General features: G+C 61.6%; 12 protein-coding genes. 8 read left to right on the forward strand and 4 right to left on the reverse strand.

Going from position 1 to position 12768, the window contains the following annotated elements:
- The 6 genes from mfd to Q7U49_RS00245 form a co-directional block, all read left to right on the forward strand.
- A partial coding sequence (gene mfd, locus Q7U49_RS00220; RefSeq protein WP_304761599.1) for a transcription-repair coupling factor occupies positions 1–2151 on the forward strand: 2151 nt, incomplete at its 5' end.
- 16 nt (positions 2152–2167) lie between these two features.
- Complete coding sequence (locus Q7U49_RS00225) at positions 2168–2953, forward strand: NRDE family protein (protein ID WP_304761601.1); 786 nt, start codon at positions 2168–2170, stop codon at positions 2951–2953.
- Positions 2954–3007: 54 nt separating this feature from the next.
- On the forward strand, positions 3008–3292 hold the full coding sequence (locus tag Q7U49_RS00230; protein WP_304761603.1) for an antitoxin: 285 nt from the start codon (positions 3008–3010) through the stop codon (positions 3290–3292).
- Between the two features lie 23 nt (positions 3293–3315).
- Positions 3316–3729 carry a type II toxin-antitoxin system VapC family toxin gene (locus Q7U49_RS00235; protein WP_304761605.1) on the forward strand — a complete coding sequence of 138 codons (414 nt, stop codon included), beginning with the start codon at positions 3316–3318 and terminating at the stop codon, positions 3727–3729.
- Between the two features lie 60 nt (positions 3730–3789).
- Positions 3790–4503: a phosphoserine phosphatase SerB gene (gene serB, locus Q7U49_RS00240; RefSeq protein WP_304761607.1), complete on the forward strand. Its 714-nt coding sequence runs from the start codon at positions 3790–3792 to the stop codon at positions 4501–4503.
- A gap of 78 nt (positions 4504–4581) precedes the next feature.
- Positions 4582–5409, forward strand: coding sequence for an ABC transporter ATP-binding protein (locus Q7U49_RS00245; RefSeq protein ID WP_304761609.1), 828 nt, complete (start codon positions 4582–4584; stop codon positions 5407–5409).
- Here Q7U49_RS00245 and Q7U49_RS00250 read toward each other — a convergent pair.
- From Q7U49_RS00250 to rpiA, 3 genes are all read right to left on the reverse strand, one after another.
- Complete coding sequence (locus tag Q7U49_RS00250; RefSeq protein WP_304761611.1) at positions 5406–6881, reverse strand: sensor domain-containing diguanylate cyclase; 1476 nt, start codon at positions 6879–6881, stop codon at positions 5406–5408. The genes Q7U49_RS00245 and Q7U49_RS00250 overlap by 4 nt on opposite strands.
- Before the next feature lie 93 nt (positions 6882–6974).
- On the reverse strand, positions 6975–8345 hold the full coding sequence (locus tag Q7U49_RS00255) for a TrpB-like pyridoxal phosphate-dependent enzyme (RefSeq protein WP_304761613.1): 1371 nt from the start codon (positions 8343–8345) through the stop codon (positions 6975–6977).
- Positions 8346–8435: 90 nt separating this feature from the next.
- Positions 8436–9116 carry a ribose-5-phosphate isomerase RpiA gene (rpiA, locus tag Q7U49_RS00260; RefSeq protein ID WP_304761615.1) on the reverse strand — a complete coding sequence of 227 codons (681 nt, stop codon included), beginning with the start codon at positions 9114–9116 and terminating at the stop codon, positions 8436–8438.
- 59 nt (positions 9117–9175) lie between these two features.
- On the opposite strand from rpiA, the gene Q7U49_RS00265 reads away from it, so the two are divergent.
- Entirely contained in the window at positions 9176–10270 is a 1095-nt protein-coding gene (locus tag Q7U49_RS00265; protein ID WP_304761616.1) for a quinone-dependent dihydroorotate dehydrogenase, read from the forward strand.
- 44 nt (positions 10271–10314) lie between these two features.
- Here Q7U49_RS00265 and Q7U49_RS00270 read toward each other — a convergent pair whose 3' ends face one another.
- Positions 10315–11421 (reverse strand): NAD(P)/FAD-dependent oxidoreductase, encoded by a 1107-nt coding sequence (locus Q7U49_RS00270; protein ID WP_304761618.1) that lies wholly within the window; start codon positions 11419–11421, stop codon positions 10315–10317.
- 143 nt (positions 11422–11564) lie between these two features.
- Here Q7U49_RS00270 and Q7U49_RS00275 point away from each other — a divergent pair, with 143 nt between their 5' ends.
- On the forward strand, positions 11565–12761 hold the full coding sequence (locus Q7U49_RS00275) for an amino acid aminotransferase (protein ID WP_304761619.1): 1197 nt from the start codon (positions 11565–11567) through the stop codon (positions 12759–12761).
- The last annotated feature ends 7 nt before the right edge of the window (positions 12762–12768 follow it).

Raw genomic sequence — 12768 nt, forward strand, 5'->3', positions numbered from 1 at the left:
GAAACCGAGCTGTTTGCCGCTGGCCCGACCACGCGCCGGCGCAAGAAGCAGGAGCAGGTCAGCGATGTGGACGCGCTGATCAAAGACCTGAGCGAGCTCAACGTGGGCGACCCGGTGGTGCACAACGCACACGGTATTGGCCGCTACCGGGGCCTGGTCGAGATGGACATGGGCGAGAAAAACCCGGACGGCTCGCCCGCGCTGATGGAGTTTTTGCACCTGGAATACGCCGACAAGGCGGTGCTGTACGTGCCGGTGAGCCAGTTGCAGCTGATCGGCCGCTACACCGGCGTGAGCGCCGACGAAGCGCCGCTGCACCGCCTGGGCAGCGGCCAGTGGGACAAGGCCAAGCGCAAAGCGGCTGAACAGGTGCGCGACGCCGCCGCCGAACTGCTCAACATCTACGCCCGCCGCGCTGCCCGCCAGGGCCATGCATTCCGTTTCTCGGCACAAGACTACGAAATTTTTGCCAACGACTTCGGCTTTGAAGAAACCGCCGACCAGCGCGGCGCCATCCACGCCGTCATCCAGGACATGATCAGCCCGCGCCCCATGGATCGGCTGGTGTGTGGCGACGTCGGTTTCGGCAAGACCGAGGTGGCGCTGCGTGCCGCGTTTGTGGCGGTGACCGGCGGGCGCCAGGTGGCCTTTTTGGCCCCCACCACGCTGCTGGCAGAGCAGCATTACCAGACGCTGGTGGACCGTTTTGCCAAGTGGCCGGTGAAAGTGGCCGAGATGAGCCGCTTCAGATCCGGCAAAGAGATCACGGCCGCTTTGAAGGGCGTGGCGGACGGCACCATTGACATCGTGGTGGGCACGCACAAGCTGCTGAGCCAAAACACCCACTTCAAAAACCTCGGGCTGTTGATCATCGACGAGGAGCACCGCTTTGGCGTGCGCCACAAGGAGCAGATGAAAGCCCTGCGCGCCGAGGTGGATGTGCTGACGCTCACCGCCACGCCGATTCCGCGCACGCTGGGCATGGCACTGGAGGGCCTGCGCGACCTGAGCGTGATTGCCACCGCGCCACAGCGCCGCCTCGCCATCAAGACCTTTGTGCGCACGGAAGGCAACGGCGTCATCCGCGAAGCGGTGCTGCGCGAGCTCAAGCGCGGCGGCCAGATCTACTTTTTGCACAACGAGGTCGAGACCATCGAGAACCGCCGGGCCAAGCTCGAAGAATTGCTGCCCGAAGCCCGCATTGCCGTGGCCCACGGCCAGATGCCCGAGCGCCAGCTGGAAAGTGTGATGCGCGACTTTGTGGCCCAGCGCACCAATTTGCTGCTGTGCTCGACCATCATCGAGACCGGCATTGACGTGCCCACCGCCAACACCATTGTCATGAGCCGGGCCGACAAGTTTGGTCTGGCCCAGTTGCACCAGTTGCGCGGACGTGTGGGCCGCAGCCACCACCAGGCCTATGCCTACCTGCTGGTGCCCGACCTGGAAGGCCTGACCAAACACGCCAAGCAGCGGCTTGACGCGATTCAGGCCATGGAAGAACTCGGCAGCGGTTTTTACCTGGCCATGCACGACCTGGAGATTCGCGGTGCCGGTGAGGTGCTGGGTGAAAACCAGAGCGGCAACATGCTGGAAGTGGGGTTTCAGCTGTACAACGAAATGCTGTCGGAGGCGGTGCGCTGCCTGAAAGCCGGCATCGAGCCCGACCTGCTGAACCCGATGAACGTGGCGACCGACATCAACCTGCATGCGCCGGCGCTGTTGCCCGACGACTTTTGCGGCGACGTGCACCTGCGCCTGTCGTTCTACAAAAAGCTGGCCACGGCCAAGACCAGCGAGCAGATCGATGGCCTGATGGAGGAAATCATCGACCGCTTTGGCAAGTTGCCGCCACAGGCGCAAACGCTGATCGACGTGCACCGCCTGCGCGTGATCAGCCAGCCGTATGGCGTGCTCAAGGTGGACGCCGCGCCGGGCATCATCACCATCACCTTCAAGAAAGACCCGCCGATCGATGCCATGAAGATCATTGCGCTGATCCAGAAAAACAAGCACATCCGCCTGGCGGGCAACGAAAAACTGCGCATCGAACGCGCCCTGCCCGAGGCCGCCGACCGCGCCAAGATGGTGCGCGATGTGCTGCGCAATCTGGGGCAGCCGGTGGTGGCAGCGGCCGCGGCTGTGGCGTGATGAGGGAGTATCTGCCGTGTGCCTGATCGCCTGGAACTGGCAGCCGGACAACCCGGCCCCACTGCTGCTGATTGCCAACCGCGACGAGTTTTATGCGCGGCCAACCGCCCCGCTGGACTGGTGGCAGGACGCGCCCATCCTGGCCGGGCGCGACTTGCAGGCGGGTGGCACTTGGCTGGGCGTGAGCCACAGCGGGCGGCTGGCGGCGTTGACCAACCACCGCGCGCCCGAAAGCCAGCGGGCTGACGCGCCGTCGCGCGGTGCGTTGGTCAGCGGGTTTCTGCAATCGGAGGTCAGCGCCGAGGACTACCTGGGCGAACTGGCCGGGCACGCCGCCGACTACAACCCGTTCAACCTGCTGGTCTTTGATGGCACCCGCCTGATGGGCCTGGAGAGCCGGCACGCCAAAGTGATGCCTATCCAGCCCGGCATTGGCGCGGTGTCCAATGCCGATTTTTTAACGCCCTGGCCCAAGCTGACGCGCTTGAGCGGCGACCTGCAAACGCTGCTGGCCCAGGCCCATCCCAGCGATGCCGAGTTGCTGGCGCTGCTGCACAACCCGGTGCCCGCCCTTGACGCCGACTTGCCGGTCACCGGCATCCCGATGGCGCTGGAGCGTGCGCTCTCAGCCGCTTTTGTTGCCCTGCCCGACTACGGCACCCGGGCCTGCAGCGTGGTGCGGTTTGAGGCAGGTCAGATCGCATTTCTGGAGCAGAGCTTTGATGCCGATGGCAGCATTGGCACCCGGCAAGTCACAACGACTTTTCAGTGCACCTTGAGCCGTCAGACCACATTGCGATGACATATGCCTCGGCATAGGCTAAACTCAAGCCATCATCGCCTCGGGAGAAGCACCATGCCCATCGTCTCGGAAAAATCCGCCGACTATTCGCCAGAGTCACCGGTCCGCCATGTGCGCCTGTTTCGCAACGGCGCCAACCAGGCGGTGCGTATTCCCAAAGAGTTCGAACTGCCGAGCAAGGAGGCCATCATGTACCGTGAAGGTAACCGGCTGATCATCGAACCAACCCACGGCGACGGCCAAACCTTGGCCGAGTTGATGAACGGCTGGGAAAACATCGATGAACCGTTCCCTGACGTGGACGAAGGACTGCTCCCACTGGACGACATTGTGCTGTGAGCAATAACGTACCCAAGCTTTATTTGCTTGACACCAACATCATTTCACACGCCGTTCGCTATCCACATGCGCCATTGGCCAAGCACATCCAGTTTCTTAGCGCAGGAAACCCGACCTGTCTTTGCACAAGCGTCATCGTTGTTTGTGAACTGCAATTCGGCATCACCAAAAGGGATGCGGACCATCTCGCATCGAAAGTTGAAATTTTGTTGCGATTCATTCGTGTCCTTGAAATTGATAGCCGAGTGATACCGCACTACACCAACACCCGCGCCCACCTGGAACGCCAAGGCACCCCCATCGGCCCCAACGACATGTTCATCGCCGCCCACGCGCTGGCGCTGGGTGCCACGCTGGTCACTGCAGACGCAGAATTTGCCCGCATTCCCGGGCTCACCGTTGAAAACTGGTTACTGTCAACCGCGGCACAAAAATGAATTCCCAAGCTGGCTAACATCGCGCAAAGTCGTTAGAAAAAACATTACCACGTCCTCTCCATGAAACCCTCCGAGTTTGCCCCCGGCCTGATCATTGCAGGCATCACCCCACCGCTGCGCTTGAGCGATTTCAAGCTGATCGCCTTCGATATGGACTCAACCCTGATTGACATCGAGTGTGTCGATGAAATTGCCGCTGCCGTGGGTCGCAAGGAAGAAGTGGCGGCCATCACCGAGGCCGCCATGCGCGGCGAGATCAGTGACTACAAGGAAAGCCTGCGCCAGCGCGTGGCGCTGCTCAAGGGCGTCACGGTGGCTGACATGGAGCGCATTTACCAGAACCACCTGCAGCTCAACCCGGGCGCGGCCGAACTGGTGCGCGCCTGCCAGCAAGCCGGGCTCAAGGTGCTGCTGGTGTCGGGCGGCTTTACTTTTTTTACCGACCGCATTCGCGACCGGCTGGGTATCGATTACAGCCGCGCCAATGTGCTGGAGCTCGACAAGGGCGTCTTGACCGGTCACATGGTGGACCAGCCCTGGGGCGATATTTGCGATGGCGCTGAAAAACGCACCATGCTGCTGCAAACCTGCGCAGCCCTGGGCATTGGCCCAAGCCAGGCGATCACGGTTGGCGACGGCGCCAACGACCTGCCCATGATGGCGGAGTCCGGCTTGTCGGTGGCCTTTCACGCCAAACCGGCGGTGCGTGAACTGGCCAATGTGTCGATCGAGTCCGGCGGGCTGGATCGGCTACTGACGCTGTTCCAGGACTGACCGCCGCCATGCACTGCGCACCTCCCGCGCCGGATCCCCTATCATTTGTGTGCCGGTCGTTCCCCGGATCGAGTATTTATGTCACCCACCATCAATCCATCACTTGTTGAATTACGTCAACTGAGCTTTGGCTACGCCGAGCGCCCCGTGCTGACGGATGTTTCAATGCACATCCCCCGAGGCAAGGTGACGGCACTCATCGGGCCGATGGGCGGCGGCAAGTCGACCACGCTGCGCCTGATGGGCGGCCAGAGCCGGGCCTGGTCGGGGCAAATGTTGTTTGACGGGCAGGACCTGGGGCCGATGAACCAGCAACAGCTTTACGCCGTCAGGCGCCGCATGGGCATGCTGTTTCAGTTCGGTGCCTTGTTTGCCGACATGAGCGTGTTCGAGAACGTGGCCTTCCCGCTGCGCGAGCACACCGACCTGCCCGAAGCCCTGATCCGTGACATTGTGCTGATGAAGCTCAATGCCGTGGGCCTGCGCAATGCGCGGGATCTCATGCCCAGCGAGGTCTCGGGCGGCATGGCCAAGCGGATCGGCATTGCGCGGGCCATTGCGCTGGACCCGGAACTGGTGATGTACGACGAGCCTTTTTCCGGGCTCGATCCGATTTCCCTGCGCGTCGCGGCGCGGCTGATTCGCCAGCTCAACGACTCCATGGGGCTGACCAGCATTTTTGCCTCACATGAACTGACCGAAACTCTTGAGATTGCCGATCATGTGATCATTCTCGACCAGGGCAAGCTCGCGTTCCAGGGCACCGTGACCGAGGTACGCGCCAGCACCGACCCGCTGGTGTTCCAGTACATCAACGAACGCCCGGATGGCCCGGTGCGCTTTCACTACCCAGCGGTTCCACTTGCGGAAGACTTTGGCAGCCCGGCACGCAGCGCCTTGCACTAAATGGAAGGTGCGACCTCGGCGAAGACACCCACCTGGTTACGACCACTGCGCTTGGCTTGGTAAAGTCCGCCATCAGCACGCTGGATGGCCTGATCAAGCGTTTCATCGGGCCGGAGTTGACTCACACCCACACTGGCTTCCACCACCAGCACTTTGTCAGCCACAGCCAGAGGAGCCCGGGCAATGCGCTCCCGAATCTTCTCGGCAATGAGCCCGGCTTCATCGAGGGCACAGTTGTTCAGCACCACCAAAAACTCTTCGCCACCCCAGCGCACCGCAACGTCCGACTTGCGAAGAGACTGCTGCAACACATCGGCCACCAGGCACAGCACCTGGTCGCCCACGGCGTGACCATGCTGGTCGTTGATCCGCTTGAAATGATCCAGATCGATCATCAGGATGGATAAAGGACGGGGTGAGCGCGCGCAGTCGGCCATCAGTTTGTCCATCAGGATGGTAAAAGCCTGTCGGTTCAGCATGCCGGTGAGTTTGTCGGTGGAGGCCATGTCTTCGATGCGGCGCTGGTAGCGGGCCAGGGACAGGTTGGTGAGCATCAGAACGATCAGGGTGATGACCAGACAAATACCAAGATTGATATAGAGCGTCTGGCGGATCTTGACAAGTGCCTCGGACTCGTCCTTTTCAACGAACAGATACCACTTGAGCTCCGGGATGTAATGCACATTGAGCAGGTGGTTGGTGCCGTTGGCTTCGTACTGGTAGCCGCCGCTCTTGGCCTCAAGAATCTGGTCGATGATGTCGCGAAGCCCGGGGCTGGTGCGCAGATCGTCAACCTGCGATGCCGCGTTTTGGCCCCGCAAAACCACCCGCCCCTGGTGATTCACAAAGTAAATCGTGCGCTGGTAACGTTGCTGGTATTCCTTGATGCGGCGATACATGGCATCCATCGTCAGGCCAATGCCGGTCGCACCCAGGTAGTTCCCCTCAAAATCAAATGCCCGGTAATTGATGAAAATTGTCAGGGCATCCTGGTTGGCCAAGTCGGGGTCCACATTGATCTCGTAGTCTTCCTTGAGATCACGCACGCGGTAATACCAGGCATCGCGCGGTTCGGTGGGAGACACTTTTTTGAGGACACCACCGCCGGTGTAATAGCTCAAAGAGCGGTCGGAGACAAAAAAACTGCTGAACGCCCCATGGCGTGTCTTCACTTCCTGCAGGTAACGGTTCATTTCACTGACGTCACGCTCACCCCGAAGAACCCAATCGCGCAAGAACGTGTCGTGCGCCATGGTGGATGAAATCACCACGGGCTGGACCAGGTCCTTCTGCAGTTCGACGTAGATATTGCTGGAGGCCAGTGGCAACTCGCGCCCCAGAATGGCCTCACGGATCGCGTCCTTGGAGACAAGGTAGCTGCCCAGGGTGGTGGCAAAAAAACCCAGTGACAGCAATATGCTGAGCAAAACCAGCAAACGTCGGCCGTGGAAAATACGATGGGAAGAAGTCATGAATCAAGTCTGAAAATCAGGCGGGAGAAGAACGACACATCGTCCCCACAAGCCAGGTCGGCACGGCAGTTACACAAGCAGCTCTATACAGGCTCACACCGGCTCGGGCACGCTGGGCAGGCCTGCCAGCGCCATGGCCAGTTCGCTTTCGGAATAGTGCTCGTCGGTCAATTCACCGGCAAAGTACTTTTGGTACGAGGTCATGTCGAAGTGGCCGTGGCCGCAGAGGTTGAACAGAATGGTCTCGGTCTTGCCTTCGGCTTTGCAGCGCAACGCTTCGACAATCGCGCCCTTGATGGCGTGGTTGGCCTCCGGGGCGGGCACGATGCCCTCATGGCGCGCAAACAGCACACCGGCCTCGAAGCACTCGACCTGGTTGTACGACACCGCCTCCAGCAAGCCGAGTTCCTTGACGTGCGACACCATCGGCGCCATGCCGTGGTAGCGCAGGCCGCCGGCGTGAAAACCGGGCGGCGTGAACTGGCTGCCCAGCGTGTGCATTTTGGTCAGCGGCGTCATGTGGCCGGTGTCGCCGAAGTCGTAGGCGTATTTTCCGCGCGTCAATGACGGGCAGGCGGCGGGCTCGACCGCCACGATACGCGGCTTGGGGCCACCGCGCAGGCCATGGCCAATGAACGGGAAGGCAATGCCGGCAAAGTTGGAGCCACCACCAGTGCAGCCCACTACCACGTCGGGCCAGGCGTCGGCCATTTCCATCTGCAGCATGGCTTCCTGGCCGATGATGGTCTGGTGCAGCAGCACATGGTTGAGGACCGAGCCGAGCGCATATTTGGTGTCGTCACGCTGCACGGCCAGCTCGACCGCTTCCGAGATGGCAATGCCCAGGCTGCCGGGGTGGTGCGGGTCTTTGGCCAGCACCGAGCGGCCGTAAGCGGTTTCGGTGGACGGGGAGGCAAAGCAGCGGGCGCCATAGGTTTCCATGACAGCACGGCGGTAGGGCTTCTGGTCGTAGGACACGCGTACCTGAAACACCTCGACCTCCAGGCCGTAAATCTGGCCAGCGAACGCCAGCGAGGTGCCCCACTGACCGGCGCCGGTCTCGGTCACCAGGCGCTTGATGCCGGCCTCCTTGTTGTAAAAAGCCTGCGGCACCGCGGTGTTGGGCTTGTGGCTGCCGGCGGGGCTGCCGCCTTCGTACTTGTAGAAAATTTTGGCTGGCGTGCCCAGCGCTTTTTCCAGGCGGTGGGCACGAAACAACGGCGCCGGGCGCCACAGCTGGAACACCTCGCGCACGGGCTCGGGGATTTCAATCTCGCGCTCCACGCTCACCTCCTGCATGATGAGGGACATCGGGAACAGCGGCGCCAGATCGTCGGGGCCCACCGGCTTCATGGTGCCGGGGTGCAGCACGGCAGGCAAGGGCTTGGGCAGGTCAGCCTGCAGGTTGTACCAGAACCTGGGCATCTGGTTTTCGTTTAACAGGTACTTGGTTTGCTGGCTCATGGCGGTTCCTGAAAAGTGATGAATAACGCTTGTCTTAAGTATGCGCTTGATCCGCTGCGCAGCACCCGTGACAAGCGCCCGGGTTTACCCTCAAAACGTCAGCGTTTTGACGCCGTCGGCGGTGCCCAGCAGACAAATCTGTGCTTTTTGAAAAGCAAACACGCCCACGGTCACCACGCCCGGCCATTGGTTCACTTGCGCCTCGAAGGCCAGCGGGTCGCTGATCTGCAAGCCGGTCACATCGATCAGGTACTGGCCGTTGTCGGTGACGAGCGGCGAGTCATAGCGCAGGCGCAACGTTGCTTGCCCGCCCATGGCGGCGAACTGGCGCATCACACGCTGTGCTGCCATGGGGATCACTTCCACCGGCAGCGGGTAGTTGCCCAGCGTTTGCACCAGCTTGGACTCGTCGGCAATGCAGACAAACTGGCGCGACTGCGCCGCCACAATTTTTTCGCGCGTGAGCGCGGCACCGCCGCCCTTGATCATGTGGCCGTGGTGGTCGATCTCGTCGGCGCCGTCGATGTAGACCGCCAGTTGGTCCACCTCATTGGCATCGAAGACCCGGATGCCCAGCGCCTGCAAGCGCTCGGTGCTGGCCACGGAGCTTGACACCGCCCCCTTGATCTGGTCCTTGATGCTGGCCAGCGCGTCGATGAATTTGTTCACCGTGGAGCCGGTGCCCACGCCCACGATCTCGCCGGGGACCACAAATTTAAGCGCCGCCTGACCCACCAGGGTTTTGAGTTCGTCTTGAGAAAGTGTTGCCATAACGGTGTCCTTGGGGGGGTTGATCGGGGAAAATACCTGAAACTTGATGGAATTATCCAATGGCTCTCGTCCCCTACGCCCTCACCCGTCCCTTTTTATTCAGCCTCGACCCCGAAGTTGCCCACGAAGTCACACTGCATTCGCTGGCGCGCACCCAGGGCAACGCCCTGAAATGGGCTTATGGCAGCACGCGTGTGAACGATCCGGTGGTGCTGGCCGGGCTGAATTTCCCCAACCGGGTCGGCATGGCCGCCGGACTGGACAAAAACGCCCGCTGCATCGATGGTCTGGGCGCCATGGGCTTTGGTTTTGTCGAGGTCGGCACCGTCACGCCGCTGGCACAGCCCGGCAACCCCAAGCCACGCATGTTCCGCCTGCCACAGGCGCAGGCGCTGATCAACCGGCTGGGTTTCAACAATGACGGCTTGGCGGCTTTTATTGCCAACGTGAAGCGCTCCAGGTTGTACCAGACACGCCAGTCCGGCTCGCCTGACGCCTCGCCCATGCTGCTGGGCCTGAACATTGGCAAAAATGCTGCCACGCCCATCGAGCGCGCCACCGACGACTACCTGACCTGCCTGGACGGGGTCTACCCTTACGCCGACTACGTCACGGTCAATATTTCCAGCCCCAACACCAAAAACCTGCGCAGCCTGCAAAGTGACGAGGCGCTGGATGGCTTGCTGGGCGCCATTTCAGAGCGGCGTGAGGCGCTGGCACTGCAACATGGCAGGCGCATCCCGATCTTCCTCAAAATTGCACCCGACCTGGACGCAGACCAGATCCAGGTGATCGCCGAAACCCTGAAACGCTACGGGCTTGACGCGTCTGGCCAAGTCAACAACGCCTGGGGCGTGGTGGCCACCAACACCACCCTGGGCCGCGAGGCCGTCAAGGGACTGGCCCATGCCGATGAGGCCGGCGGCCTGTCGGGCGCACCGGTGTTGGCCATGAGCAACCAGGTGATCAGCCAGTTGCGCGCCGCCCTGGGACCGCGGTTCCCGATCATCGGTGTTGGCGGCATCATGAACGCCGAAAATGCGGTGAGCAAAATCAGGGCCGGCGCCGATTTGGTGCAAATCTACACCGGCCTGATTTACCAGGGACCCACCTTGGTCAAACAGGCCGCCGCCCTGATCAAGAAAACCTTTTAATGGGGGTCAGATTCCAATTAACTCTTGGAGCTGATCAGGTGAAATTAATTGGAATCTGACCCCCATTGTTTGACCAGGTCAGCGATGGCGAGGCAACTGGTGAGGCCGGGTGACTCGATGCCGAACAGGTTGACCAGGCCCGGCACGCCGTGCTCGCGCGGGGTCTGAATCACGAAGTCACTGGCAGGCGCGCCCGGGGCGTTGATCTTGGGGCGAATGCCGGCATAACCGGGCAGCAGCGCGCCGTCCTGCAGCCCGGGCCAGTACTTGCGCACTTCGGCGTAAAAGGCGTCACCGCGCGCGGGGTCGACCGTCAGGTCATCCGGAGAGTCGACCCACTGCACATCGGGGCCAAACTTGGCCTGGCCGCCCAGGTCCAGCGTCAGGTGCACACCCAGCCCGGCGGCTTGGGGTACCGGGTAGATCAAATGCGAGAACGGTGCCCTTGTGGCCAGGGTGAAATAGTTGCCCTTGGCGTAAAAGGCTTGCGGCACGAACTGCGGGTCCAGTCCGGCAAAACGGGCGGCCAAAGCAGGCGCCTGCAAACCCGCTGCGTTGATGACGGTTTTGGCCTGCAATCGGGTGCCATCAGCGGCCTGTAGTTCAAGACCGGACGGACCGACCCGCGCACTCGCCAGCGGTGAATTGAGCGCCAGCACACCGCCCGCGTTTTCCAGGTCGCCCAGCAGCGCGAGCATGAGGCCGTGGCTGTCAATGATGCCGGTGCTGGGTGACAGCAGGGCGGCATGGCAGTGCAGTGCGGGCTCCAGTTGGTGTGCTTCATCGGCGCTCAGGAATGCCAGATCGGTCACGCCGTTGCGCCGTGCCTGGTCAGCAATGCCCTGCAACTGCGCTACTTGTGCCTGGTCGGTCGCCACCAGCAGTTTGCCGCAACGGCGGTGACTGATGCCGCGCGCCTGGCAATAGTCATACAACAGCGCCCTGCCCTGCACACACAAACGCGCTTTGAGCGACCCCGGCGGGTAGTAAATGCCGGCGTGGATGACCTCGCTGTTGCGTGAACTGGTGCCGGTGCCAAAGGCGTTGGCCGCTTCCAGCACCAGTACCTCGCGCCCCTGCAACGCCAGCGCACGCGCCACCGCCAGGCCCACCACACCGGCGCCCACCACCACACAATCCACTTGTTCCATCTGTCATCTCCAAGCTCTTCAAGACACACTCGCCACCAAATGAGTTTAGCCAAGACGCCGACAGCACCCGGTCGTCGGTAAAATAAAGGGTTTCTACCAGTGGCCGAAGGGTCACTTTCACAACCCACCACAGGACTTTTGTCATGTCACTTTTTTCCGCTGTCGAAATGGCCCCGCGCGACCCGATTCTGGGTTTGAACGAACAATTCAACGCCGACACCAACCCCGCCAAGGTCAACCTGGGCGTGGGCGTGTACTTCGACGACAACGGCAAGCTGCCTTTGCTAGGCTGTGTGCTGGCTGCTGAGAAAGCCATGATGGACGCCCCCAAGCCACATGGCTACCTGCCCATCGACGGCATTGCCGCCTATGATGCCGCCGTCAAGGCGCTGGTTTTTGGTGCGGACAGCGAGCCTGTCACCTCGGGCCGCGTGGCCACCATTCAGGCGATCGGTGGCACCGGTGGCCTCAAGGTCGGCGCCGACTTTTTGAAACACGTCAGCCCTGGCGCCAAGGTGCTGATCAGTGACCCGAGCTGGGAAAACCACCGCGCACTGTTCACCAACGCCGGCTTCACCGTCGAGTCTTACCGCTATTACGACGCTGCCACCCGCGCCCTCAACTTCGACGGCATGCTGGCCGACCTGAACGCAGCCAGCGCCGGCACCGTCGTGGTGTTGCACGCCTGCTGCCACAACCCCACCGGCTACGACATCACCCCGGCCCAATGGGACCAGGTGATTGCCGTGGTCAAGGCCAAAAACCTGGTGCCTTTCCTTGACATGGCTTACCAGGGCTTTGGCTACGGCCTGAAAGAAGACGGCGCCGTGATCGGCAAGTTTGTCGCCGCCGGCCTGCTGTTTTTTGTGGCCACCAGCTTCAGCAAGAGCTTCAGCCTGTACGGTGAGCGTGTTGGCGCCCTGAGCGTGGTGTGCGAGAACAAGGAAGAAATGGGCCGCGTGCTGAGCCAGCTCAAGATCGTGATCCGCACCAACTACAGCAACCCGCCGACCCACGGCGGCGCCATCGTGACCGCCGTGCTGAACTCGCCTGAACTGCGTGCCCAGTGGGAAGCCGAGTTGGGCGAGATGCGCGTGCGCATCAAGGCGATGCGGCAAAAACTGGTGGACGGCCTCAAGGCCGCCGGCGTCAAGCAGGACATGAGTTTCATCACCCAGCAAATCGGCATGTTCAGCTACTCGGGCCTCAACAAGGACCAGATGGTGCGCCTGCGCAATGAGTTTGGCGTTTATGGCACCGACACCGGCCGCATGTGCGTGGCCGCCTTGAACAGCAAAAACATCGACTACGTCTGCGCCAGCATTGCCAAAGTCCTCTGAGGCCAAA

The organism is Rhodoferax sp. (assembly GCF_030653815.1).
Classification (GTDB): Bacteria; Pseudomonadota; Gammaproteobacteria; order Burkholderiales; family Burkholderiaceae_C; genus Rhodoferax.